Origin of the sequence: Serinibacter arcticus (genome assembly GCF_004786095.1) — a bacterium.
GTDB lineage: Bacteria > Actinomycetota > Actinomycetes > Actinomycetales > Beutenbergiaceae > Litorihabitans > Litorihabitans arcticus.
The window spans coordinates 319,972-344,880 of record NZ_RHPJ01000003.1; the positions used below are offsets into that span (position 1 = coordinate 319,972).

The 24,909-nt window shown below is 74.0% G+C and carries 25 protein-coding genes; 24 read left to right on the plus strand and 1 reads right to left on the minus strand.

The window, feature by feature from the left end; translation table 11 throughout:
* Positions 1–80 precede the first annotated feature (80 nt).
* From SERN_RS10550 to SERN_RS10610, 13 genes are all read left to right on the plus strand, one after another.
* A complete protein-coding gene (locus SERN_RS10550; RefSeq protein WP_135850091.1) occupies positions 81–767 on the plus strand; it encodes an HAD family hydrolase in 687 nt (228 codons plus the stop codon).
* Positions 764–1,879: a site-2 protease family protein gene (locus SERN_RS10555; protein ID WP_135850092.1), complete on the plus strand. Its 1,116-nt coding sequence runs from the start codon at positions 764–766 to the stop codon at positions 1,877–1,879. The genes SERN_RS10550 and SERN_RS10555 overlap by 4 nt, the downstream gene beginning before the upstream one ends.
* 10 nt (positions 1,880–1,889) lie before the next feature.
* The gene (locus tag SERN_RS10560; RefSeq protein WP_135850093.1) at positions 1,890–3,032 is read left to right on the plus strand and encodes a tRNA (adenine-N1)-methyltransferase; all 1,143 of its coding nucleotides are present in this window, start codon (positions 1,890–1,892) and stop codon (positions 3,030–3,032) included.
* Positions 3,029–4,654: a proteasome ATPase gene (gene arc / locus SERN_RS10565; protein WP_135850094.1), complete on the plus strand. Its 1,626-nt coding sequence runs from the start codon at positions 3,029–3,031 to the stop codon at positions 4,652–4,654. Before SERN_RS10560 ends, arc begins: the two co-directional genes overlap by 4 nt.
* Positions 4,655–4,985: 331 nt before the next feature.
* A complete protein-coding gene (dop, locus tag SERN_RS10570) occupies positions 4,986–6,632 on the plus strand; it encodes a depupylase/deamidase Dop (RefSeq protein WP_135850095.1) in 1,647 nt (548 codons plus the stop codon).
* Between the two features lie 40 nt (positions 6,633–6,672).
* The gene (locus tag SERN_RS10575; protein WP_135850096.1) at positions 6,673–6,855 is read left to right on the plus strand and encodes a ubiquitin-like protein Pup; all 183 of its coding nucleotides are present in this window, start codon (positions 6,673–6,675) and stop codon (positions 6,853–6,855) included.
* Positions 6,852–7,766: a proteasome subunit beta gene (locus SERN_RS10580; RefSeq protein ID WP_135850097.1), complete on the plus strand. Its 915-nt coding sequence runs from the start codon at positions 6,852–6,854 to the stop codon at positions 7,764–7,766. Before SERN_RS10575 ends, SERN_RS10580 begins: the two co-directional genes overlap by 4 nt.
* 4 nt (positions 7,767–7,770) lie before the next feature.
* Positions 7,771–8,463 (plus strand): proteasome subunit alpha, encoded by a 693-nt coding sequence (gene prcA / locus SERN_RS10585; RefSeq protein ID WP_135850098.1) that lies wholly within the window; start codon positions 7,771–7,773, stop codon positions 8,461–8,463.
* Positions 8,456–9,862, plus strand: coding sequence for a Pup--protein ligase (pafA, locus tag SERN_RS10590; protein WP_135850099.1), 1,407 nt, complete (start codon positions 8,456–8,458; stop codon positions 9,860–9,862). Before prcA ends, pafA begins: the two co-directional genes overlap by 8 nt.
* Complete coding sequence (locus SERN_RS10595; protein ID WP_135850100.1) at positions 9,859–10,794, plus strand: FKBP-type peptidyl-prolyl cis-trans isomerase; 936 nt, start codon at positions 9,859–9,861, stop codon at positions 10,792–10,794. The genes pafA and SERN_RS10595 overlap by 4 nt, the downstream gene beginning before the upstream one ends.
* An 88-nt stretch (positions 10,795–10,882) precedes the next feature.
* The gene (gene hisF, locus SERN_RS10600; protein ID WP_135850101.1) at positions 10,883–11,653 is read left to right on the plus strand and encodes an imidazole glycerol phosphate synthase subunit HisF; all 771 of its coding nucleotides are present in this window, start codon (positions 10,883–10,885) and stop codon (positions 11,651–11,653) included.
* Positions 11,650–13,470: an ABC transporter ATP-binding protein gene (locus SERN_RS10605; RefSeq protein WP_135850102.1), complete on the plus strand. Its 1,821-nt coding sequence runs from the start codon at positions 11,650–11,652 to the stop codon at positions 13,468–13,470. Before hisF ends, SERN_RS10605 begins: the two co-directional genes overlap by 4 nt.
* Positions 13,467–15,254, plus strand: a complete 1,788-nt coding sequence (locus tag SERN_RS10610) for an ABC transporter ATP-binding protein (RefSeq protein ID WP_233251617.1) — start codon at positions 13,467–13,469, stop codon at positions 15,252–15,254. The genes SERN_RS10605 and SERN_RS10610 overlap by 4 nt, the downstream gene beginning before the upstream one ends.
* 18 nt (positions 15,255–15,272) lie before the next feature.
* Here SERN_RS10610 and SERN_RS10615 read toward each other — a convergent pair whose 3' ends face one another.
* Positions 15,273–15,932 carry a TIGR03085 family metal-binding protein gene (locus SERN_RS10615; protein ID WP_135850103.1) on the minus strand — a complete coding sequence of 220 codons (660 nt, stop codon included), beginning with the start codon at positions 15,930–15,932 and terminating at the stop codon, positions 15,273–15,275.
* A gap of 46 nt (positions 15,933–15,978) precedes the next feature.
* On the opposite strand from SERN_RS10615, the gene hisI reads away from it, so the two are divergent.
* The 11 genes from hisI (at position 15,979) to lgt (ending at position 24,859) form a co-directional block, all read left to right on the plus strand.
* Positions 15,979–16,371, plus strand: a complete 393-nt coding sequence (gene hisI, locus SERN_RS10620) for a phosphoribosyl-AMP cyclohydrolase (RefSeq protein WP_135850104.1) — start codon at positions 15,979–15,981, stop codon at positions 16,369–16,371.
* Positions 16,368–17,927 (plus strand): anthranilate synthase component I, encoded by a 1,560-nt coding sequence (locus SERN_RS10625; RefSeq protein WP_199241592.1) that lies wholly within the window; start codon positions 16,368–16,370, stop codon positions 17,925–17,927. The genes hisI and SERN_RS10625 overlap by 4 nt, the downstream gene beginning before the upstream one ends.
* Positions 17,924–18,571, plus strand: coding sequence for a Trp biosynthesis-associated membrane protein (locus SERN_RS10630; protein WP_135850106.1), 648 nt, complete (start codon positions 17,924–17,926; stop codon positions 18,569–18,571). Before SERN_RS10625 ends, SERN_RS10630 begins: the two co-directional genes overlap by 4 nt.
* A gap of 83 nt (positions 18,572–18,654) precedes the next feature.
* Complete coding sequence (locus SERN_RS10635) at positions 18,655–19,032, plus strand: HGxxPAAW family protein (protein WP_135850107.1); 378 nt, start codon at positions 18,655–18,657, stop codon at positions 19,030–19,032.
* The gene (locus SERN_RS15590) at positions 19,029–19,538 is read left to right on the plus strand and encodes a CD225/dispanin family protein (RefSeq protein ID WP_199241593.1); all 510 of its coding nucleotides are present in this window, start codon (positions 19,029–19,031) and stop codon (positions 19,536–19,538) included. The genes SERN_RS10635 and SERN_RS15590 overlap by 4 nt, the downstream gene beginning before the upstream one ends.
* A gap of 131 nt (positions 19,539–19,669) precedes the next feature.
* Positions 19,670–20,242 carry a DUF4190 domain-containing protein gene (locus tag SERN_RS10645; protein ID WP_135850108.1) on the plus strand — a complete coding sequence of 191 codons (573 nt, stop codon included), beginning with the start codon at positions 19,670–19,672 and terminating at the stop codon, positions 20,240–20,242.
* A 22-nt stretch (positions 20,243–20,264) separates the two neighbouring features.
* Positions 20,265–20,714: a DUF2752 domain-containing protein gene (locus SERN_RS10650; protein ID WP_233251618.1), complete on the plus strand. Its 450-nt coding sequence runs from the start codon at positions 20,265–20,267 to the stop codon at positions 20,712–20,714.
* Between the two features lie 100 nt (positions 20,715–20,814).
* On the plus strand, positions 20,815–21,627 hold the full coding sequence (gene trpC, locus SERN_RS10655; protein WP_135850109.1) for an indole-3-glycerol phosphate synthase TrpC: 813 nt from the start codon (positions 20,815–20,817) through the stop codon (positions 21,625–21,627).
* Between the two features lie 129 nt (positions 21,628–21,756).
* Positions 21,757–23,064, plus strand: a complete 1,308-nt coding sequence (trpB, locus tag SERN_RS10660) for a tryptophan synthase subunit beta (protein WP_199241594.1) — start codon at positions 21,757–21,759, stop codon at positions 23,062–23,064.
* Positions 23,061–23,867, plus strand: a complete 807-nt coding sequence (gene trpA / locus SERN_RS10665) for a tryptophan synthase subunit alpha (RefSeq protein ID WP_408640866.1) — start codon at positions 23,061–23,063, stop codon at positions 23,865–23,867. Before trpB ends, trpA begins: the two co-directional genes overlap by 4 nt.
* Positions 23,864–24,859 carry a prolipoprotein diacylglyceryl transferase gene (lgt, locus tag SERN_RS10670; RefSeq protein ID WP_135850111.1) on the plus strand — a complete coding sequence of 332 codons (996 nt, stop codon included), beginning with the start codon at positions 23,864–23,866 and terminating at the stop codon, positions 24,857–24,859. The genes trpA and lgt overlap by 4 nt, the downstream gene beginning before the upstream one ends.
* Positions 24,860–24,909: the final 50 nt, after the last annotated feature.

The window sequence follows — 24,909 nt, forward strand, 5'->3', positions numbered from 1 at the left end:
CCCCGCAGCCGCGCGCCGACTGCCGTGCCTGCGAGAATGGCGGGAGACCGCGCCGGAACCGGCCGGGGACGAGGAGAACCGTGACGCACGCGCTGCCCGAGGCCATCCTGTGGGACCTGGACGGGACCCTGGTGGACACCGAGCCGCTCTGGATCGAGGCCGAGCGGGAGCTGGTCACCTCCCACGGTGGGACGTGGACGCACGAGGACGCGCTCACGCTGGTGGGCAAGGCGCTCGAGGACAGCGCGAGCATCCTCATCGCCCGCGGTGTCGCCATGACGCCCGCCGGGGTCGTGGACCACCTGGTCGCGCGGGTCAACGACCGCGTCGCGAACGAGGGACCGGAGTGGCGTCCCGGGGCACGCGAGCTCGTCGCCGAGGCGGCGCGCGCGGGGGTGCCGCAGGCGATCGTGACCATGTCCTACCGCGTGCAGGCCGACCTCATCGCCTCCCTGCTGCCCGACGGCGCGATCGCGACCGTCGTCGCCGGGGACATGGTGACCCGGGGCAAGCCCGATCCCGAGGCGTACCTCACGGCCGCCGACGCGCTCGGCGTCGACATCACCCGCTGCATCGCGGTCGAGGACTCGGTCACGGGCTCGGCGGCCGCCGCGGCGTCCGGGGCGCGCGCCGTCGTCGTGCCGCACCTGGTGGACGTCCCGCCGCACCCCGCCCTCGCGCGCGCCGAGACGCTCGCGGGCCTGTCGCTCGCCGAGCTGGTCGAGCTCGCCTCCACCACGACGCCGGTGGACCGGGTCGGCGCGTGAAGCGACCCGGCTGGCGGATCGGCGTCGTCGGGGGCTCGCCCGTCTACCTGGCGCCGAGCTGGCTGCTCATCGCGGCGGTCCTGACGCTGCTGTTCCTGCCCACGGTCCAGCGCGCCGCGCCCCGGCTGGACACCCCGGCCGCCGTCGCCGCCGCTGCGACGTTCCCGATCCTGCTCTTCGCCTCCGTCCTCGCGCACGAGCTGGCCCACGGCGCCGCGGCCCGCGCCGTCGGGGCTCGGGTGCGCGAGTACGTCATCACCTTCTGGGGCGGCCACACGAGCTTCGGCGAGGAGCTGCGCACGCCGGGGGCGAGCGCGATCGTCTCGGCCGCCGGGCCGCTGGCGAACGTCGTGCTCGCCGTCGCCGGCTGGTTCGTGCTCGGTGCGATGCCGCCGGGGCTGCCCGCCGTCATCGTCGCCGCGCTGACCTACGCCAACGCCGTGGTCGCGGCGTTCAACCTGCTGCCGGGCAACCCGCTCGACGGTGGCCGCATCCTCGAGGCGCTGATCTGGAAGGTGACCGGCAACCGCGAGACCGGCACGATCGGTTCCGGCTGGGTGGGACGCGGCCTCGCCGTCGTGCTCGCCGCGGTGATCCTCGGCCTTCCGCTGCTGCGGGGCGAGCGCCCGACGCTGACCACCGGCATCTGGGGCCTGCTCGTGGCCGGCCTCGTCTGGACCGGCGCGAGCCAGTCGATCAAGATCGGCCGCGCCCGGCGCAGCGCGGCGGGCTTCGACCTGCGGGCGCTGCTGCGGCCCGCCGTCGTCGTGGACGCGAGGGCGAGCCTCGCGCAGGTGCCGCGGCCACCGTTCGGGATGGGCTCGAGCGACGTCGTCGCGATCGACGCCGCGGGCACGCCCGTCGCGGTGCTGGACGCCGCAGCCCTGGCCCAGGTGCCGCCGGACGCCTACGCCTCCACGCCGGTGACCGCCGTCGCCCGCTCCCTCCCGCCGTCGGCGGTGCTGACCGCCGTGACCGGCCCGGACGCCCTCGGCGCGCTGGCGCGAGGGATCAACGAGAGTCCGGTCGTCGTCGTCGTGGGACCGGGCGGGATCCTCGGGACCACCACGCGCGAGAGCGTGGTCGCCGCTCTCGCGTCGCCGGGTCGTTAGTCTGGTGAGAGTGACCTCAGAACTCTCCGGCGCCGAGCCCAGCCACGCCGAACCCACCGGTGCCGCGGCCCGTCGCGGCCCCTTCCGCGAGGGCGACCGCGTCCAGATCACCGACCCGCGCGGCAAGCCCTCGACGATCACGCTGAAGACCGACGGGTCCTTCCAGACGCACCGCGGCTACTTCCGCCACACCGAGCTCATCGGACGCAGCGAGGGCACCATCGTGGAGACGTCGGCGGGTGTGCCCTATCTTGCGCTGCGCCCGCTGCTGTCCGACCACGTGCTCTCGATGCCCCGCGGCGCCGCCGTCATCTACCCCAAGGACTCCGCGCAGATCGTCTCGATGGCGGACGTCTACCCCGGCGCCCGCGTGGTCGAGGCCGGGGTCGGCTCCGGAGCCCTGACGATGTCGCTGCTGCGAGCCGTGGGCGACGGCGGTTCGCTCCTGTCGATCGAGCGGCGCGAGGACTTCGCCGCCATCGCGACGGGCAACGTCGAGGCGTTCTTCGGGGCCAGCCACCCCGCGTGGGAGCTCGCCGTGGGCGACCTCGCCGACGTCCTCCCGACGGCGCGCGAGAACGGCACCGTCGACCGCATCGTGCTGGACATGCTCGCCCCGTGGGAGAACATCGAGGTCGCCGCCGACGCGCTCGTCCCCGGCGGCGTCCTGCTCGCCTACGTCGCGACCACCACGCAGCTCAGCCGGTTCGCCGAGGACCTCAAGGCCGACGGCCGGTTCACCGAACCGCTCGCCTCGGAGACCATGCTGCGCGAGTGGCACCTCGAGGGCCTCGCCGTCCGGCCCTCGCACCGCATGGTCGCGCACACCGGTTTCCTGGTGACCACGCGGCGGATGGCCGACGGCGTCGCGGCACCGCTGCGCCGTCGTCGCCCCGCCAGGTCCACGCAGAGCGAGGACGCCGAGGCCCAGGAGGCCCTGGCGCGCGACGCCGCCCGGGTCCAGATCGGCGAGGACTGGACGCCCGAGGACTTCGGCGAGCGCGGTGTGACGGCCAAGAAGGCCCGGCGCGCCGGCCGGCACGCCGAGGCGATCCGGGACGGGGCCGTGGCCAGGGTGGACGACGTCGCCGACACCGGCGACGCCTCGAGCACCGACGAGTCCAGCACCGACGTGACCGAGGAGCAGCCGTGACCCAGGACGACGCGCGCCGCGAGGCGGCCTCGCTCGCGCAGAAGAACGAGCGGCTCACCGCCGTGCTGATCAAGGCGCGCCAGGAGCTGGCGGAGCTGCGCGAGCAGGTCGAGCAGCTGACCCGGCCGCCGGCGACGTACGCGACGTTCCTGGCGGCGCACGAGGACAACACCGCCGACGTCGTGGCGGCCGGTCGCAAGATGCGCGTCACGGTCTCGCCGTCGGTGGACCTCGCCGCGGTCGTCGCCGGCCAGGAGGTCCAGCTCAACGAGACCATGGCGCTCGTGCTCGCCGGCGGGTTCGAGCGCGTGGGTGAGGTCGTGACGGTCAAGGAGCTGATCGGCGACGACCGCGTCCTCGTGGTGGGGCGCGGTGACGAGGAGCGCGTCGTGCGCCTGTCCGGCCAGCTGCGCACCGACGGCGTGCGCGTCGGCGACGCCCTCACGATCGATGCGCGCAGCGGCTTCGTGAACGAGCAGGTGCCGCGATCGGAGGTCGAGGAGCTCGTGCTGGAGGAGCTGCCCGACGTCGCGTTCGAGGACATCGGCGGTCTCGCCGACCAGATCGAGGCGATCCGGGACGCCGTCGAGCTGCCCTTCGGCCACCCCGAGCTGTTCCGCGAGCACGGGCTCACACCGCCCAAGGGTCTGCTGCTCTACGGTCCGCCCGGATGCGGCAAGACGCTCATCGCCAAGGCCGTCGCGGCCTCGCTCGCCCGCACGGTGGGTGCCGCCGCCGGTCAGGAGGCGGTGCGCTCGTCGTTCCTCAACGTCAAGGGCCCTGAGCTGCTCAACAAGTACGTGGGCGAGACCGAGCGTCACATCAGGCTGATCTTCGCCAGGGCGCGCGAGCGTGCCGAGCAGGGCGTGCCGGTCGTGGTGTTCTTCGACGAGATGGAGTCGCTCTTCCGCACGCGCGGCACCGGCATCTCCTCCGACACCGAGACCACCGTGGTGCCGCAGCTGCTGGCGGAGATCGACGGCGTCGAGCGGCTCGACAACGTCATCGTCATCGGCGCGTCCAACCGCGAGGACATGATCGACCCCGCGATCCTGCGGCCGGGCCGGCTCGACGTGAAGATCAAGGTCGAGCGTCCCGACGCCGAGGCCGCGCGCGACATCTTCCCCAAGTACCTGCGGAGCGACCTCCCGCTCCACCCCGACGACGTCGCCGAGCACGGCGGCGACCGCGAGCGCACCGTGGCGGCGATGATCGACGCGACGGTCGAGCGGATGTACTCGCTCGGCAAGGAGAACGAGTTCCTCGAGGTCACCTACGCCAGCGGCGACCGCGAGGTCCTGTACTTCAAGGACTTCGCGTCCGGCGCGATGATCCGCAACATCGTGGACCGCGCCAAGAAGGCGGCGATCAAGTCGCTGCTGGCCGGTCAGCCGCGGGGGATCGGGATGTCGCACCTGCTCGAGGCGGTGGCGGCGGAGTTCCACGAGAACGAGGACCTGCCCAACACCTCCAACCCCGACGACTGGGCCCGTGTGTCCGGCCGCAAGGGTGAGCGCATCGTCTTCATCCGCACGATCGTGGCGCCGAAGGGCGCGGGCGCGGCGCCCGGTCCGGTGCCGCGGGCGATCGAGACGGTCTCCGACCCGGGGCAGTACCTGTAACTCCCGACGCCGGGTCGGCCCCACCGTCGGCTCGTCCCCGCCGGCCGGCCCCGCAGGCCGGCGCGGCGTCGGGTTCCCCCGGTTGCCCGGTGCGGTCCGGTTCCGCCTGCACCGTCCTTCGCTGTGCGCCGGTGGTCGCTCAACCATCGGCGTGGCGGCCAGGGGTGCACAGCGAGCGGGGCGTGGCGGCCAGGGGTGCACAGGGAGCGGGGTGTGACGGCCAGGGGTGCACAGCGATCGGTGCGGCTGGTCTGCGGCAGGTCCGCGGCCGGTCCGTGGGCGAGCCCGGTGCAGGGCGTCGGTCCGACCGTAGGGTGGTCGGGTGCGCGTGATGGGAATCGAGACGGAGTACGGCATCCTCGGCGGCGAGGGTGCGAGGCAGAACCCGATGGCCCTCTCGGCGCTCGTGGTGGCGGCGTACGCGCAGGCGGTGCCCCGCCCCGGCCGGACGCGCTGGAGCTACGAGAGCGAGGACCCGCTGTCCGACGCCCGCGGCTGGCGCATCGACCGCGCCGTCGCCGATCCGAGCCAGCTCACCGACGCCGGCCACGAGGACGAGGGTCGTGCGGCGCGGGGAGCCACCCCGGGCGCGCCGGAAACCTCAGGCCCCGGCGAGCCCCCCGTCGCGGTCGCGCTGACGCGCCGTCGTCGGCCCGTCCACCCCGAGCGGGACGACCCCGCCGCGACCAACGTCCTGCTGACCAACGGCGCCCGGCTCTACGTCGACCACGCCCACCCCGAGTACTCCAGCCCCGAGGTCGCCTCGGCGCGGGACGCGGTGCTGTGGGACCGCGCCGGCGAGCGCGTCATGCTCACCGCCGTCCGCACCCTGGCCGCCTCGCCCCACACGCCGGACGTGCAGCTGTACAAGAACAACGTGGACGGCAAGGGCGCGAGCTACGGCACCCACGAGAACTACCTGGTGGACCGGGCCGTGCCGTTCGGCGAGATCGTCGACTACCTCACGGCGTTCCTCGTCACCCGCACGGTCATGATCGGCTCCGGTCGCGTCGGGCTCGGCGTGCGCGGCGAGACGCCCGGGTACCAGCTCTCCCAGCGCGCCGACTACATGGAGGCCGAGGTCGGGCTCGAGACGACCCTGCGCCGCCCGATCATCAACACGCGCGACGAGCCGCACGCCGACGCGGGCCGCTTCCGCCGCCTGCACGTGATCATCGGCGACGCGAACTGCTTCGAGACCGCCACCTACCTCAAGCTCGGCACCACGTCGCTCGTGCTCGCCGTCCTCGAGGCCGCGCAGCGCGGCGCGACGATCCCGTTCGCGTGGGAGGCGCTGCACCTGGCCGACCCCGTCGCCTCCGTCCAGGCCGTGAGCCGCGACCTCACGCTCGAGCAGACGCTCGACATGGCGGGCGACGGCACGCCGCTGACCGCCCTGCAGATCCAGCGGCACTACGCGGCGGGCGTGCGCGAGGTCCTGGGCGAGACCCTGTCCGACGACGACGCCGCCGTCCTCGCGGCGTGGGAGCGCACGCTCGACCTGCTCGAGAACGACCGCGAGGCCGCGGCGCGCGAGGTGGAGTGGCTCGCCAAGCTGCGCGTGCTGGAGGGTCTGCGGACCCGTCACCAGCTCTCGTGGGACCACGCCAAGCTCGCCGCGATCGACCTGCAGTGGTCCGACGTGCGCCCCGAGCGCGGGATCTGCGCGCGGCTGCGCACCGCGGGCGGGGTCGCCGCCGTCGTGACGGAGGACGAGATCGAGCGCGCCGTGAGCGCGCCGCCCACCGACACCCGGGCCTGGTTCCGCGGGGAGGCGCTGCGGCGCTACCCCGAGGCGGTCGTGGCGGCGGGCTGGGACGGCGTCGTGCTCGACGTGCCGGGGGAGCCGACCCTCGTGCGCATCCCGATGCCGGACCCGCGGCGCGGCACGGCCGCCCTCATGGGCGCGCTGCTCGACCGGCACCCCACGGCGGCCACGCTCGTGGCAGAGCTCGGTGGCAACGCCCCGCGGACCTGAGGCGGCATAGGATCGAACCGAAGAATCGAGGAGGAGCACCGTGACGACCCAGCACTTCAGCCCGCGCGGCGGCGAGGGCGACGACGAGGGCGCGGCCCCCGTTCCCACGACCCCCGCAGCCTCGACCCAGGCGGTCGACGACCTGCTCGACGAGATCGACGACGTCCTGGAGACCAACGCCGAGTCCTTCGTGCGCGGGTTCGTCCAGAAGGGCGGCCAGTGAGCCCCGAGTCGCGAGGGCGTGGACCGCGGCTCCCCGACGCCTACCTGAGCGCGGGTCGGTCCTCGTTCGTGGACTTCCTGGACGAGGTGGCCCCCGAGCTGCTGGCCGTGCGGCAGGACCGCGGTGCCGACGGCGAGCTCGAGCAGGCGCACGCCACCACGATCGTCGCGCTGACCTACCCCGGCGGGGTCGTGATGGCCGGTGACCGGCGCGCGACGTCCGGGACGTACATCGCCCACCGCGAGATCGAGAAGGTCTTCCCGGCCGACGGCGCCTCGGCCATCGGCATCGCCGGAGCCGCGGGCATCGGCCTCGACCTGGTGCGCCTCTTCCAGCTCGAGCTCGAGCACTACGAGAAGCTCGAGGGCACGCCGCTCTCCCTCGAGGGCAAGGCCAACCGGCTCGCCCGCCTCGTGCGCGCCAACCTCCCGCTCGCGAGCCAGGGGCTCGTGGCCATCCCGCTGTTCTGCGGTTTCGAGGCCGCCCCGCGCGCGATCGTGGGGGAGCCGACCGCGACGGCGCCCGACGGACGTCCCGACGACGTTCCTGCTGCCGTCGCCGCGATCACGGCCGTCACCGGCCAGGCGCGCCTGTACTCCTACGACGTGGTCGGCGGCCGCTACGAGGAGCGTCACTACCACTCGATCGGCTCCGGCTCCGTCTTCGCGCGCGGCAGCCTGAAGAACCTCTGGCACTCGGCGCTGAGCGAGTCCGAGGCGGTCGAGGTCGCCGTCGCGGCCCTGCTGGACGCCGCCGACGACGACTCGGCCACCGGCGGGGTCGACGTCGTGCGCGGCATCTTCCCCGTGGTCGCGCGGGTCGACGCCGCCGGCTACCGACGGGTCTCCGAGACCGAGCTCGCCGGGCACGTCGAGCGGATCCTGGCGCTGCGCGCCCGGGCGAGGAGGTGACCGCATGAGCATGCCGTTCTACGTCTCGCCCGAGCAGGTCATGAAGGATCGCGCCGACTACGCGCGCAAGGGCGTCGCCCGCGGCCGCGCCGTCGTCGCGATGACGTGCGCCGACGGCATCGTGTTCGCGACCCACAACCCCTCCCGCGCGCTGCACAAGATCAGCGAGATCTACGACCGGATCGCGTTCGCCGCCGTGGGGAAGTACCACGAGTTCGAGTCCCTGCGCGTGGCCGGCATCCGCTACGCCGATCTTCGCGGGTACGCCTACGACCGCGCCGACGTCAGCGTGCGCGGTCTGGCGAACTCCTACGCCCAGACCCTCGGTTCGATCTTCACCGCGGAGGCCAAGCCCTACGAGGTGGAGCTCGTGGTGGCCGAGGTCGCCCCGCGCCCCGAGGGCGACCAGCTGTACCGGCTCTCCTTCGACGGCACGCTCGTGGAGGAGACCCACCACGTGGTGATCGGCGGCCAGGCCGAGAGCCGGCAGCAGATCGTCACCGACGGCTGGCGCCCCGGGATGAGCCTGGCCGGCGCGCTCCGGCTCGCGCTCACGGCGCTGGAGCACCGCGAGGACTCCGCGACGGCGAGCATCGACCCCGGTCAGCTCGAGGCCGCGGTGCTTGATCGCGGGCGGACCCGCCGCGCGTTCCGTCGCCTCGCCGCGGCGCACGAGCTCGGTGGCGGACATGTCTGAGCCGTCCCGTCCCGGCGACACCGCGAGCACCGTCGAGACCCGGCGGATCTTCGGCCTCGAGACCGAGTACGGGATCACCTGTGCCGCGCCGGACGGCCGCGCGATGAGCGCCGACGAGGCGGCCCGCTACCTGTTCCGCACCGTGGTCGCGTGGGGTCGCTCGAGCAACGTGTTCCTGCGCAACGGCGCCCGGCTCTACCTCGACGTCGGCAGCCACCCCGAGTACGCCACCGCCGAGGCCGACGACATCCGGCAGGCCGTGGTGCAGGACGCCGCGGGCGTGCGCATCCTCGCGGACCTCCTGGACGACGCGCACCAGCGCATGCAGGCGGAGGGTCTGCCCGGCCGCCTCCACCTGCTGCGCAACAACGTCGACTCGCACGGCAACTCCTTCGGCTGCCACGAGAACTACCTCATCCGTCGACGCTCCGACTTCGCCCGCACGGCCGAGGTGCTCATCCCGTTCTTCGTCACGCGGCAGATCCTCACGGGCGCCGGTCACGTGCTCGACGGTCCCCGGGGCGCCCGCTACTGCTTCTCGCAGCGCGCCGACCACATCTGGGAGACGGTGTCCTCAGCCACCACCCGGTCGCGCCCGATCATCAACACGCGCGACGAGCCGCACGCCGACGCCGAGGCCTACCGCCGCCTGCACGTCATCGTGGGCGACTCGACCATGGCCGAGCCGACCACCATGCTCAAGCTCGGCACCACCGACCTCGTGCTGCGGATGCTCGAGAACGGTGTCCACCTGCGGGACGTGGCCCTGGAGAACCCCGTGCGTGCGATCCGCGACATCAGCCACGACATGACCGGCCGCGCACCCGTGGCGCGCAGCTCGGGTGCCGCCACGACCGCGATCGACGTGCAGGCCGAGCTGCTCTCGCGCGCCCAGGACTTCGTCGCCTCGACGGGCGACACCTCCGCCACGACCGCGTGGGTGCTCGACCTGTGGGAGCGCGGGCTGCGGGCCGTGGCCGACGACGACCACGCGCTCGTGGACACCGAGCTGGACTGGGCCATCAAGGAGCGCCTGATCGGTCGCTACCGCGAGCGGCAGGGCGTCGGCCTCGGCGATTCCCGCATCGCCCGCCTCCTGCTCGCCTACCACGACATCTCGCGCACCGACGGTCTGCTGGCCTCCATGGAGGCGAAGGGTCTGGTGCAGCGCGTCACGACCGACTCGGAGGTCGCCGTGGCCACCGAGACGCCGCCGGCCACCACGCGAGCCAAGCTGCGGGGGGACTTCGTCCGCGCGGCGCAGGAGGCCCGCCGCGACCACACCGTGGACTGGGTCCACCTGAAGATCAACGACGTGGCGCAGCGCACCGTGCTGTGCTCCGACCCGTTCAAGTCCCAGGACGAGCGGGTGGACCGGCTGATCGCGAGCATGCGATGACGGCCCGCCGCCTGGTCGCCGCCGTCGCGGTGGGACTGCTCGCCGTCGGCGGTCTGGCGTCCTGCCGCAGCGAGCCCGAGCCCACGCCGACCGCGACGGCCGAGATCGAGGTCGCCGGGCAGTTCGGCGTCCGGCCCACCATCACCGTCCCGCCGGGCACCGAGGTCGAGGCGACGAGCTCGGGCGTCCTCATCACGGGTGACGGGCCGGTCCTCGCCGACGGCGACAGCGTGCTCCTGGACTACGTCGCGATCGACATCGCCACGGGCGAGACCGTGGCGGACACCTACCCCGAGCTCCCCGAGATCCGGACGCTGTCCGCCGAGTCGCTCGGCCAGCCGCTGCACGCGCTGCTCCAGGGCGTGACGGTCGGCAGCCGCGTCGAGCGGATCGAGCTCGGCACGGCCGCCCGTCCCAGCCCGCACGTCCTCGTGGTCGACGTGCTCCCGGTCAGGGCCACCGGTCAGACGCGCGAGCCCGAGCCCGGCCTCCCCACCGTCACCCTGGACGAGACGGGTGCCCCCGCGGTCACCGTGCCCGCCGAGGATCCGCCGACCGGCTCGCGGTTCGCCGTCACGGTCAAGGGCGCCGGACCGCAGGTCGGGTCGGAGCAGTCCGTCGTGCTGCAGGTCATGGCGGTGCGCTGGTCCGACGGCGCGGTCGTCGACTCGACGTGGGGGAGCGGACCCCGGGCGGTCCCGCTCGCCGACCTGGGCGTGGCGCTGCGCGGCGCGCTGGTCGAGCAGACGGTCGGCTCGCAGGTCCTGGTCGTGGCCCCGCCCACCGACGCCTCGAGCCCGGACACGCTCGTGTACGTCGTGGACGTCCTGGCGACGGCGGACGTGGCCCTCGACCCGGCAGGGACCGAGGGGCAGACGCCCGCCACCTCGCCCGGCGTCGAGCGCCCGACGGACACGCCGACCACGCAGTAGGGCCGTCCGCACTGGAACCGCTTGCAGGATCGTCCGGTCCGCGTGCTCGGACGGCGGAACCGGTCCCGCCGGGGCGTAAACTCGAGACATGCCCGTTGCTCTCCGCGTCGTCCCCTGCCTGGATGTCGACGCCGGTCGGGTGGTGAAGGGCGTCCGGTTCGAGGGTCTGCGCGACGCCGGCGACCCGGTCGAGCTCGCCCGGCGCTACGACGCCGAGGGTGCGGACGAGATCACGTTCCTCGACGTCAGCGCCTCCACGTCCGGCCGCGCCACGACGCTCGAGACCGTGACCGCCGCCGCCGAGCAGATCTTCGTCCCGCTCACCGTCGGCGGCGGTGTGCGCAGCGTCAGCGACGTCGAGGCGCTGCTCCGCGCCGGCGCCGACAAGGTCGGCGTGAACACCGCCGCCATCGCTCGCCCCGAGCTCATCGGGGACATCACGCGCCGGTTCGGCAACCAGGTCCTCGTGGTCTCCGTCGACGCGCGCCGCTGCCCGCCCGGTGTCGAGACCCCCTCCGGTTTCGAGGTCACCACCCACGGCGGTCGTCGCGGCACGGGGATCGACGCCGTCACCTGGGCCAGCGAGGCGGCCGACCGCGGCGCCGGCGAGGTCCTGCTCAACTCCATCGACGCCGACGGCACCAAGGACGGGTTCGACATCGAGATGCTCACGGCCGTGCGGGCCGCCGTCGACGTGCCGCTGGTCGCCAGCGGCGGCGCCGGCACGACGCAGGACTTCGTCGCGGCCGCGGCCACCGGCGCCGACGCCGTGCTCGCGGCCAGCGTCTTCCACTTCGGCACGCTGACGATCGCCGGCGTCAAGGACGCGCTGCGTGGTGCGGGCCACGTGGTGAGGTGACCGGCTCACGACTGCGCGGGGGTGAGCTGCGGCGGTCCTTCGCCCTGATCGGGCGGGGGCTGCGCGAGCAGCGCCGCGCCGCCACGATCGCGATCGTCTTCTCCACCCTCTACGGCCTCGGGACCGTGGCCTCCGGCTGGCTGCTCGGGCGCGCGACCGACGAGGTCATCGTCCCGGCGGTCGCGGGCGACGGCGTGACCTCGCGGGACGTCTGGCTCATGGGCGGTGCGCTGCTGCTCGTCTCGCTCGTCACGAGCGTGTCCGTCGCGATCCGCCGCATCTACGCCGGGATGGTCGCCTTCGACGTCCAGGCCTCGCACCGCCGCAAGGTCACGCGCCAGTACCTCCGGCTCCCCATGTCCTGGCACCGCAAGCACCCCACGGGCCAGCTGCTGGCCCACGCCAGCTCCGACGTCGAGGCGGCCGCGGGCGTGTTCGTGCCGCTGCCGTTCGCGATCGGCGTCATGGCGATGCTCCTCGCCGCGAGCGGCGCGATGTTCGCCGCGAACTGGGCGCTCGGGCTGATCGGCCTCGCGGTGCTCCCCGTCGTCGTGGCCGCGAACGCCGTCTACCGCCGCGCGGTCTCCCCGGTGGTCTCGCACGCCCAGGAGCAGCGGGCGCGGGTCGCCGACGCCGCGCACGCCAGCTTCGAGGCCGCGCTCGTCGTGAAGTCGCTCGGCACCGCCGACCGCGAGGAGGCCACGTTCGCGGCGGCCACCGACCGGCTGCGCGAGGCGAACACCCGCGCGGGCAGGATCCGTGCCGTGTTCGACCCCGTCATCGACCTCATCCCGGCCGCCGCGACGCTGCTGGTGCTCGTCGTCGGTGCGCAGCAGGTCCGCGACGGCGGCGCGGCCCCCGGCGACGTGGTCACGGCCGCCTACCTCCTGACCGTCATGACGTTCCCGGTCAGGGCCATCGGCTTCGTGCTCGGCGAGCTTCCGCGCTCGCTGGTCGGCCACGACCGCATCTCCTCGGTGCTGGACTCGCCGGTCGACCGCGACCGTCTCGGCAGCGTCGGTGCCCCCGGCCAGGCCGGGGGAGCGAGCCTCGAGCTCGCCGACGTCGGGCTGACCGTGTCCGGGCCGGACGGCCCCGTCGAGCTGCTGCGCGACGTCACCCTCAGCGTCGCCCCGGGCACGCGCGTCGCCGTCGTCGGGACCACCGGAGCGGGCAAGTCCACGCTGCTCGACGTCGTCAGCCAGCTCACCCGGCCCACGGCCGGCAGCGTGCTGATCGACGGCGTCGACGCCTCGGCTCTCGCCTACGCCGAGCTCTCCCGCACGGTGGCCTACGCCGCGCAGGACGCGTTCATCTTCGACGACTCGGTCCGCGGCAACATCGCGCTGGACGCTCCCGGCGACGAGGAGACCTCCGACGACGTGGTCTGGGAGGCCCTGCGCCGGGCGCGGGTGGACGACGTCGTCGCGGCCCTGCCCGACGGCCTGGACACCATGCTCGGCGAGCGTGGCACGAGCCTGTCGGGCGGCCAGCGGCAGCGCGTCGCGATCGCGCGCGCCCTCGTGCGCCGGCCGCGCCTGCTCCTGCTGGACGACGCCACCTCCGCGCTCGACCCCGTCGTCGAGCGCGAGATCCTCACGAGCCTCGGCGAGGCAGGCGTCGGCACGGGGGCGCCCACCGTCGTCATGGCGGCCTACCGTCCGGCGACCATCGCGCTGGCCGACGTCGTCGTCCACCTCGAGCGCGGCCGCGTGCTCGCCGTCGGGACGGTCGCCGATCTCGTCTCCCGTTCCCCGGGCTTCGCCGACCTCCTCTCGGCCTACGAGCGCGACCGCACCACGGAGGTGGAGAAGTGAGCAGCGGCATCACCCCGGCCTCCGAGCTCGGCGTCATCGCGACCGTGCGTCGCGGCGTCCACGAGTCCCCGCTCATGCTGCGCGGCATCTGGCTCACGCTCGGGCTCGCGGCGCTGGCCACCGCCGGCCGCATCGTCGTGCCGTTCGCGGTGCAGCGCGCGACCGACCTGGGCGTGCTCGCCCCCGGTGGTCCCGACGTCGGCGTCGTCATCACGACGGCGCTGCTCGCCGCGTGCGTGCTGCTGGTCGCCTCCGTCTGCGCCGCGCTCTCGAACGCCCGGCTGTTCGCCTCGACCGAGGCGGGCCTCGCGCAGCTGCGCACGACCGCGTTCCGTCACGTGCACGACATGTCCGTCCTCACGCAGAACACCGAGCGCCGCGGTGCGCTCGTCTCGCGCGTGACCAGCGACGTCGACACCATCAGCCAGTTCGTCCAGTGGGGCGGCATCATGCTGGTGCTCTCCTCGCTGCAGATCCTCGCCGCGACCGTGGCGATGGCGATCTACTCCTGGCAGCTGGCGGTCCTCGTCTGGCTGTGCCTCGTGCCGATGGCGCTGCTGGCGCCGCGCGCCCAGAAGTCGCTCAACGTCGCCTACCTCCTGGTCCGCGTGAAGGTCGGCTCGATGCTCGCCGCCGTGTCGGAGTCCGTCGTCGGCGCGCACACCATCCGCGCCTACGGCATCGGCATCCGCACGCAGTCCCGCCTCGACACCGCCGTGCGGGAGCACCGCAACTCCGCCGTGCGCGCCCAGACCCTGGCCGCAGCCGCGTTCTCCACCGGGGTGCTGCTGTCGGGCGTCGCGCTGTCGGCCGTCGTGGTCGCCGGGTCGTTCCTCGGGGTGGCGGGGGAGATCAGCGTCGGTCACCTGCTGGCCGTGCTGTTCCTCGTGCAGCTCTTCGTCGGGCCGGTGCAGAACGCGACCGAGGTCCTCAACGAGCTGCAGAACGCCGTCGCCGGGTGGCGCCGCGTGCTGTCGCTCTTGGAGACGCCGATCGACGTCGTCGAGCCCGCCCGCCCGGCGACCCTGCCCTCCGGACCGCTCGGCGTCCGTCTCGAGGACGTCACGTTCGCCTACCCCGGCGGCCCGCCGGTGCTGCGGGGGATCACGCTCGACATCCCGGCCACCACGCGCGTCGCCGTCGTAGGGCGCACGGGGTCGGGCAAGACCACGATCGCCCGGCTGGTCACGCGCTTCACCGATCCGGCCGCCGGCCGTGTGCTGATCGGGGGCGTGGACGTGCGCGACGTCGCCGACGTCGATCTGCGCCGACGCGTCGTGACCCTCACGCAGGAGGGCTTCCTGTTCGACACGACCGTGGCCGGGAACGTCGCCTACGGCCTGCCGGACCCCGAGGCGCCGGGGGCCAGGGCCAGGGTCGAGGCCGCCGTCGCCGAGCTCGAGCTCGAGGACTGGGTCGCGTCGCTGCCGCAGGGGCTCGACACGCCCGTCGGCCAGCGCGGGGAGTCGCTCTCGGCCGGTGAGCGGCAGCTCGTCGCGCTGCTGCGGACCCAGGTGGTCGGTGCCGACCTGCTCGTGCTGGACGAGGCGACCTCCGCCGTCGACCCCGCCACCGAGCTGCGCACGGCGCGCGCGCTGACGCGGGCGATGGCGGGTCGCACCTCCATCACGATCGCGCACCGGCTCTCGACGGCGGCGCAGTCCGACCTGGTGGTGGTGGTCACCGACGGCGAGATCGCCGAGGTCGGGACGCACGAGGAGCTCCTGGCCAGGGGCGAGGGCTACTCCGCGATGTTCGCGTCCTGGCTGTCCGCGACGCGCTGACCGGCGACCGGCCCGGCGTCAGCGCAGGTGCGGGGGCAGGTCGGTGTGCGCGGCGAGGAACGCGGCGACGGCGTCGTCCGGCCCCTCGACCGTGGCAAGCGACGCCCGCTCGCGGCCCGAGACCCACAGCGCGAGCTCGAGCGGCGTGCCCGACAGCACGGCCGAGCGCTCGCCGCGGGCCAGCACGGCCCGCGCCAGCGGCGAGACGAGCACCAGCCCGACGCCGCCGCGTGCCGCGGAGCGGCGGTAGCGCAGCGTGGCCATCGGCCGGACCGAGCGCCAGACGGCGGTGGTCAGGTGCTCGGGAAGCTCGGCCTGCGTCTCCGGGAGACCGTTGCCGCGACGCACGTCCGCGGCGTGCACGAGGAACTCCACGACGTTGGCGACGGGGGCCCACTCGAGCGGGCTGAGCCGCGAGGGCCCCTCCTCGACCTGGTCCACGAGACGCGCGTAGCCCTCGGCGTCGCGCGCCCCGTCGGCGAGACCGGCCGTCGGATCGACCGAGCGGGCCATGCTGAGGGCCACCTGCACCGGCCTGCGCTCGCGCAGCACCACGTGCGCGGCCAGGTGCCGCGCCTCCCAGCCCTCGCACAGCGTCGGGTCGGTCGGTCGGGCGGCACGAAGCGCCGCCACGAGGTCGGCCCGAGGGCCCGTACGGAGATCGTCGTCGGCGCTCATCCCACGATCCTTCCACGCCGACCGGCGAACCTCCCGGCGTGAAAAGATGACGACCGTGACCTCCCTCGATCCCGCCATCGCCGCACGCCTGTCCAGGGACGAGGCAGGGCTCGTCGCCGCCGTCGTCCAGGACGACGTCTCGGGCGACGTGCTCATGCTCGGCTGGATGGACGACGAGGCCGTGCACCGCACCCTGACGACCGGCCGCGTCACGTTCTGGAGCCGCTCGCGCCGCGAGTACTGGCGCAAGGGGGACTCCTCCGGCCACACGCAGCACGTGCGCTCTGTCGCGATCGACTGCGACGGCGACGCGCTGCTCGTCCGCGTGCAGCAGGTCGGCGCGGCGTGCCACACGGGGGAGCGGACGTGCTTCCTCGCGGGCGGTCGGCTGCCGGTCGTCGTCGGCGAGGCACCGGTCGACGGCGAGGGTGCCGCGTGAGCGGCGTCGCCCTGCCCGCCACGCTGAGCTGGGGCGAGACCTGGCCGTCGGCGTCGGAGTTCCGCCACCTCGCGGCCACCCACCGCGTCGTGCCCGTGGTGCGACAGCTGCTCGCCGACGGACTCACCCCGGTGGGCGTGTACCGCTCGCTGGCACAGGCGCGGCCCGGGACGTTCATCCTCGAGTCCGCGGCCGCCGACGGCACGTGGGACCGCTACTCCTTCATCGGTGTCAGCTCGCGCGCCACGCTCACCTCGCGCGACGGCCGCGCCGTCTGGACGGGGGACGTCCCGGCCGGGCTGCGGACCGACGGTGACCCGCTGGAGGTCCTCGCCGACGCGCTCGACCAGCTCGCCACCGACCCGGTCGCGGGACTGCCCCCGCTGACCAGCGGGTTCGTCGGCGCGATCGGCTGGGACGCGATCCGGTACTGGGAGCCGACGCTCGTGGCCCACGCCGCCGTCGAGGTCGACGTGCCGGACGTCGCGCTGTGCCTGGTGGAGGACCTCGTGGTGGTCGACCACCACGGCGGCGTCGTCTGGCTCATCGCCAACGCCATCAACGGGGACGGCTCCGACGAGCGCGTGGACGAGGCGCACGCCGCCGCCGTCGCGCGCCTGGACGCGATGGAGCGCGGGCTCGCGACGCCCGCCGCGACCGGTGCGGCGGGTCTGGCGCGCGACGCCGTCGTTCCGCAGGTCCGTCCGCGCACGACGCAGGAGGAGTACGAGCGCGTCGTCGACGTCGCCAAGGAGCGCATCCGGGACGGCGAGGCCTTCCAGATCGTGCTCTCGCAGCGGTTCGACGTCGACTGCCCGGCACCGGCGATCGACGTCTACCGCGCGCTGCGCTCGCTCAACCCCAGCCCGTACATGTACTGCGTGCACCTGAGCGACGCCGACGGCGGCGAGTTCGCGGTGGTCGGCTCCAGCCCGGAGACGCTCGCCCAGGTCCACGGCGACACCGTGATGACCTACCCGATCGCGGGCTCGCGCCCCCGGGGCAAGGACGCCGAGCAGGACGCCGAGCTGCAGGCCGAGCTCCTGGCGGACCCGAAGGAGCGGGCCGAGCACCTCATGCTCGTCGACCTCGGCCGCAACGACCTGTCCAAGATCTCCGACCCCGCCACCGTGCGCGTGAGCGAGTTCATGGACGTCCGGCGGTTCAGCCACATCATGCACATCTGCTCGACCGTGACGGCGACCCTCGCGCCGGGATCGACGGCGCTGGACGCCCTCACCGCCACGTTCCCCGCCGGCACCCTCAGCGGTGCGCCCAAGCCGCGCGCCGTGGCGATCATCGACGAGCTCGAACCCGCCAGGCGCGGCGTCTACGGCGGGACGGTGGGCTACCTCGACCTCGCGGGCAACCTCGACATGGCGATCGCTATCCGCACGGCGGTGATCAAGAACGGCACCGCCCACGTGCAGGCCGGCGCCGGGATCGTCGCCGACTCCCGCCCGAGCGCCGAGCACGCCGAGTGCGTGAACAAGGCCGCCGCCGTCGTCCGCGCGGTGCAGCTCGCCGCGCGGCTCACCCCGGGGGGTGCCCGATGAGGCCGACCCGCGGCCGGTCGATGGGTGCCGTCACGCTGACGGCCGTCGCGACCTTCGCGCTCGCCGCGCTGCCGTGGTTCAGCGCCCCGGTCGACTCGGTGCAGGGACGCGTGGAGGTAGTCGTCGCGGGCACCGGTGCCTCGCCGATCCTCGGGGCCCTGATCCTCGTCGTGGCCGCCGGGCTCGTCGCCTACCTGCTCGCGCGCGGCGTGCTGGCCAGGGTCGTCGCGGGCGTGCTCGCGCTCGCCGGGGTCGGCGTCGTCGCCGCGTGCGTGTCCGCCCTGCTCGACCCCGTCACCCCACTGGCACGGCTCGCCGCCGAGACCAGCGGCGTGCCGGAGCTCGCGGGCGAGGTCTCGCGGACGCCGTGGGGCGTCGTGGCCGCGGGCGCTGCCGTGCTGCTCGCGCTGTCCGGGGTGGCCCTCGCCCTCGCGCCGCCGGCCGTGGCCGGGCGCAGCCGGTACGAGCGACCCGCCTCGAGCGGCACCTCGTCCGGCACCGCACCCGGCGCGACGGCGGAGGGCGCGGTCCCGCCGTCCGCCCCGGTCGAGCGCTCCTCCGGTGCCACCGACACGCCCGCGGCACGCGCCGCGCAGGTCGACGACTGGGACGCCCTGACGCGCGGGGAGGACCCGACGCGCTGATCGCGTCCCCGGGCGGGGGCTCCCACTACGATGGAGGCGGACCTTTCCTGCGGACGACGTTCCGCCAGACACCTGGAGCACCCGTGGCCCACCGCGACCTGGTTCTCATCCACCCCGAGGGTGACAAGCTGCCCCCCGCCTCGCCGTTCCACAACGAGGGGCGCACGCCCGCGGGCTGGCTCGTCTGCTACGGCCTGATGATCGGCTCCGCCATCCTCGGCGCCGGGATGATCGCCGCGATCATGCCGCTCGTCTGGGCCGGTGGGATCGTCATCGCCCTCGTGCTCGTCGCCGGGGTCGCGCTCCGCGCGGCCGGTCTCGGCCAGCCCGCGCCGGAGCCCGCCGACCACGCGAAGGCGGGGGAGGCGAAGGCCGAGCACGCCGAGGCCGAGCACTCCTCGACGTCCCCCAGGAGCAAGGGCCGCAACGGCGGCGCCGACCTCACGAACGCCTCGCGTTGAGCTACCCGCCGCGGCAGGGCGACGAGCCCGACGACGTCCCCCCGCGGTACGGCACGCCCGACCCGTACGCGATTCCCGACCCCTCCGCCCACGACGCCGGGACGGGCGGCTACGGCGTCCCCGAGGTTCCCGGTCCTCCCGGGTCCTACGGCTCGCCGCCCCCGCTGCCGCCGACGACGCCGTCTGGCTACGGACCGTACGGCGGCCAGCCTCCGTACGGCGGCCAGCCCCCGTACGGCGTGCAGGGTCCGTACGCGCGCGGACCGGTCGGCTTCCCGCCGCCCAACCACCTCGTGTGGGCGATCCTGACCACGTTCCTGTGCTGCATCCCGATCGGCGTCGTCTCGATCGTCTTCGGGTCGCAGGTCTCCTCGAAGTGGGCGGCGGGGGACCTGGAGGGTGCGCGCCGGGCGTCGGCGAACGCTCGGACGTGGGCGATCGTCTCCGCCGTCTGCGGCGCCGTCTTCTGGGTGTTCGCGATCGCGTCGGGAGTCACCGGCTCCTGAGAGCCGCTGACGGGCCCGCGAGCCCGGCCCCCGCCCGCCAGGTCCGCGACAGTAGGCTCGACCGCGAACCGGTCCCTCCGGTCTCGACGTCCGCCACCTCGACGTCCGCGAACCGACGCCAAGGAGAACCTGTGTCCTACCCCCCGCCCCCCTCGAACGGCTCTGACGACCAGCCCGACGGCGAGCCCCGCTACGGCGCACGTCTCCCCGAGGGCCAGCAGCCCTCGTCGCAGCAGCCGCCGCAGTACGGCGCACCGTCCGAGGGCTTCGGCTCCCCGGTGCCCCCGCCCGCGAACCCCTACGGCGGCGCGCAGCCCGGCTCCGAGCAGCAGCTCGGTGGCCCGCCCCCGTTCCAGCAGCAGCCCTACGGCGGCCAGCCCGGTTTCGGCGGCCCCTCGCCCTACGCGGGTGGTTCCGGCACCAACCCGACGCAGCGCAACGCGCTCGGCATCACCGCCCTGGTGCTGGGCATCCTCTCGGTCGTGCTGTTCTGCACCACCTGGGTCGCGACCCTGATCGGCATCGGCGCGGTCGTCGTCGGCTTCTTCGGGCTCAGCGCCGCGAAGAAGGGGATCGCCTCGAACCGGGGTCTCAGCCTGACGGGCGTCATCCTGGGCTTCGTGGGCATCGTGGCCAGCATCATCACCCTCGTCGTGGTGCTGCAGAGCCCCGAGTTCGCCGAGATGATGCGCGACTTCAGCTGATCGACCTCACGTCGAGGACCCCGTGACCGCGCCCCGCCCCACCGCCACCCCCGCCGACGCCCAGCGTCGCGGGGGTGGTTCGTGGTGGCTGCCGCTCGGTCTCGGCGGGGTCGCGCTCGGCGGGGCGGTGCTGCTCGCGCTGCGCTCCCCGCACGTGGCGGGCAGCTACGGCTTCTGCCCCAGTGCGCTGCTCGGTCTGGCGTGCCCGGGGTGCGGCGGTCTGCGCGGCACGTACGAGCTGGTGCACGGCGACGTCGCTGCCGCCTGGTCGTACAACCCCCTGGTCGTGCTGGGCGCGCCCGTGCTGCTGGCGCTGCTCGCACGGTGGTTCAGGGACGCCGCGCGGGGTGAGGCGCCGTGGAGCCCGCCGACGTGGGCAGCGGTGACCCTCGCCGTCGGGCTCGGTGCGTTCTGGGCGCTGCGCAACGTCCCCCTGCTCAGCCCCTACCTCGGGCCGCTCGCGATCCCGTGACCGCACCGGGCGCCGCCGCGCCGGTGCGGCGCGGCGGACCGTGGCGTCGGAGCCCCCGCGCTGGGCCTACCCTGGTGCACAGCAAACGGAGGGAACCGTCGTGACCGTGCTCGAGGAGATCGTCGCCGGCGTCCAGGAGGACGTGGCAGCCAGGAAGGCCGTCACGAGCCTCGACGCCCTGAAGGAACGTGCCGCGTCGCTGCCGCACGCCAAGAGCTGCTACGACCGGCTGAAGGTCGCCGAGGCCGTGCAGGTCATCGCGGAGATCAAGCGCGCGAGCCCCAGCAAGGGCGACCTGTCGCCGATCCCGGACCCGGGTGCGCTCGCCGCGTCCTACGAGTCCGGCGGCGCCGCCGTCATCTCCGTGCTGACCGAGGAGCGTCGCTTCAAGGGGAGCCTGGCGGATCTCGACGCCGTGCGCGCCGCCGTCGACGTCCCCGTCCTGCGCAAGGACTTCGTCGTCACGCCGTACCAGATCTGGGAGGCGCGCGCCCACGGCGCCGATCTCGTGCTGCTGATCGTCGCCGCGCTCGAGCAGACCGTGCTGACCTCGTTCGTCGAGCGCATCCACTCCCTCGGGATGTCGGCCCTCGTCGAGGCGCACAACGCCGAGGAGGCCCGGCGGGCGGTCGACGCCGGCGCCCGGATCGTCGGCATCAACGCGCGCGACCTCCGCACGCTCGAGGTCGACCGCGCGACGTTCGCGGCCGTCGTCGACGTCCTCCCCGACCACGTGGCCAAGATCGCCGAGTCCGCCGTGCGCGGACCGCACGACGTCATGGAGCACGCGAGGGCCGGCGCTGATGCGGTGCTCGTCGGCGAGACGCTGGTGCGCTCGGGCGACCCGCGCGCCGCCGTCGCCGACCTCGTCGCCGCCGGGGCCCACCCGGCACTGCGCGCGCTGCGCCACTAGCCGGCAGCCACACCGACCTCGTCCGGGCCACCAGCCGTCCGGCGACACCGTCCGGCCACGCAGGTGACCGGCCGACCCCGACCCGGTCCACCGGGCGATCCACCACGCAGGAAGGTTCCACGAGCTCTCGTGTCCACCAGCTCCAGCACGCCGCCCGCCACACCCGCCCCGCCGACCACGCCCCTGGCCGACGTCGCCGGTCCCTACTTCGGTGTCTTCGGTGGCCGATGGGTGCCCGAGGCACTCATCGCCGCGCTGGACGAGCTGACCGAGGTCTGGCAGAAGGCGCAGCTCGACCCGGAGTTCGTGACCGAGCTGCAGCGGCTGCAGCGCGAGTACGTGGGGCGCCCCTCCCCGCTGTCGGAGGCGCCGCGGTTCGCCGAGCGGATCGGTGGCGTCAGGGTCTTCCTCAAGCGCGAGGACCTCAACCACACCGGGTCGCACAAGATCAACAACGCGCTCGGGCAGGCGCTGCTCGTCAAGCGGATGGGCAAGACGCGAGTCATCGCCGAGACCGGAGCGGGCCAGCACGGTGTCGCCACCGCGACGGCGTGCGCCATGCTCGGCCTCGAGTGCATCGTCTACATGGGCGAGAAGGACACCGAGCGGCAGGCGCTGAACGTCGCCCGGATGCGCCTGCTCGGCGCGACCGTCGTCCCCGTGACGATCGGGTCGCGCACGCTCAAGGACGCCGTCAACGAGGCGCTGCGCGACTGGGTCGCGAACGTCGAGACGACCCACTACCTCCTGGGCACCGCCGCCGGACCGCACCCGTTCCCGCAGATGGTCCGGGACTTCCAGCGCGTCATCGGCGAGGAGGCGCGCGAGCAGCTGCTCGAGCGCACGGGCCGGCTGCCGTCGGCGATCGCCGCGTGCGTCGGGGGTGGCTCCAACGCCATCGGCATCTTCAACGCCTTCCTCGACGAGGAGTCCGTCGCGCTCTACGGCTTCGAGGCCGGCGGCCACGGCAGCGCCGAGGGTGAGCACGCCGCGCGGTTCGCCGGCGGTTCGATCGGTGTCCTCCAGGGCGCCAAGAGCTACGTGCTGCACGACGAGGACGGTCAGATCCTCCCGACCGACTCGATCTCGGCCGGGCTGGACTACGCCAGCGTCGGGCCGGAGCACGCCTGGTTGTACGACATCAAGCGGGTCACCTACCAGCCCGTCACGGACGCGCAGGCGATGGACGCGTTCCGGCTCCTCTGCCTGACCGAGGGCATCATCCCGGCCATCGAGAGCGCGCACGCCCTGGCCGGGGCCATCCGCGTCGCCGATCGGGTGAAGGAGTCCTACGCCGCCGGCGGTGGGGATCCCGACGAGCTGCCGATCATCCTGATCAACCTGTCCGGTCGCGGCGACAAGGACGTCGCGACGGCCGGGCGCTGGTTCGAGGTCCTCGACGTCGACGACGCCGAGGCCAAGGAGGGACGCGCGTGACCACCGTGACCAATCTGACGACGGGTGCGCGCATCGACGCCACCCGCGCCGAGAACCGTGCAGCGCTGGTCGGCTACCTGCCGCTCGGCTTCCCCGACCTGGACACGTCCGTCGCCGCGGCGCGGGCCATGGTGGAGGCGGGGGTCGACGTCGTCGAGCTCGGCCTGCCCTACACCGACCCGGTGCTCGACGGCCCCGTGATCCAGCACGCGGCCGAGCACGCGCTCGCCGGCGGGGTCCGCACGCGTGACGTGTTCGGCGCCGTCGAGCGGATCGCGCAGACCGGCGCCGCCGTCGCGGTCATGAGCTACTACAACCCGATCCTGCGCTACGGCGTCGAGAGGTTCGCGCGCGACCTGGCCGCCGCCGGGGGAGCGGGCCTGATCACGCCGGACCTCGTCCCCGACGAGGGCTCCGAGTGGATGACGGCCGCCGACGTCCACGGACTCGACCGGATCTTCCTCGTCGCGCCGAGCTCGACTCCGGAGCGGCTGGAGATGACCGCGGCAGCCAGTCGGGGCTTCGTCTACGCGGCGTCGGTGATGGGGGTGACGGGCACGCGCACGAGCGTGGGCGACGCCGCCGAGCGGCTCGTGGCCGACACCCGCGCCGCGGGCGCCGAGCGGGTCTGCGTCGGTCTCGGCGTCTCGACGCCGGAGCAGGCCGCCGAGATCGCCACGTACGCCGACGGCGTCATCGTCGGGTCGGCCCTCGTGCGCGCCCTCGGCACGCAGGGTGATCTCGACGCGCTGCGGCGGACCGCCGCGGCCCTGGCGCAGGGTGTCCGGGGAGGACGGCGATGAGCGCGATGGACAGGGTCACGACGCTGGCGGCCGGGATCCCCAGCCCGCCCGAGCACACCTGGCACCTCGGTCCGCTGCCCCTGCGCGCCTACGCGATCGCCATCCTGCTGGGCGGCGTGCTGGCGTACGTGATCCTCGTGCGGCGCTACCGGGAACGCGGCGGGCCGGAGGAGCAGATCGGCTCGGTCGTCGTGTGGGCCGTGGTGATGGGCATCATCGGCGCCCGGATCTACCACGTCATCACCTCGCCAGACGCGTACTTCGGTCCCGACGGCAACCTGGCCCGCATCCCCCTGATCTGGGAGGGCGGCCTCGGGATCTGGGGTGCGATCGCGCTCGGCGCCGTGGGCGCCTGGATCGGGCTCCGTCGCGCCGGACTGCGGTTCGCGCCGTTCGCCGACTCGCTCGCGCCCGGGCTCCTGGTCGCGCAGGCCGTCGGCCGCATCGGCAACTACTTCAACCAGGAGCTGTACGGCAGCGAGACCACGCTGCCGTGGGGTCTGCAGATCGACGCGTTCCCCGGGGTCCTGTTCCACCCGACCTTCCTGTACGAGCTGATCTGGAACCTGCTGGCCGCCGCCGTCCTGGTGTGGGTCGACCGCCGCTTCCGCCTCGGTCACGGCCGCGTGTTCCTGCTCTACGTCGTCCTGTACACGGCGGGCCGCGGCTTCATCGAGTCGCTCCGCATCGACGAGGCGCAGCTCATCGCCGGGCTCCGGCTGAACGTATGGACCTCGATCGTCGTCGGCGTCCTCGCGCTGGTCGCGTTCGTCGTCGTCGGACGGCGGCACCCGGGTCGCGACACGACCGTGTGGCTGCCGGGCCGTGCCCCGGAGGAGGTCGAGGCGGCGTCGCCCGGATCGAGCGCCACGGCGGCCTCCACCCTGGAGGAGGAGGACGTCGAGCCCGACGAGCTGGACCGCGTCAGGGACTCGGTCAGGGGCGACTCAGGGCCGCGTCCAGCACCTGGGCGCAGCACGACGGAAGAGTAAAAGGCAGGTATATTCTTGGACTTGTGGGCCGACGACGTCCCGTACTTTTC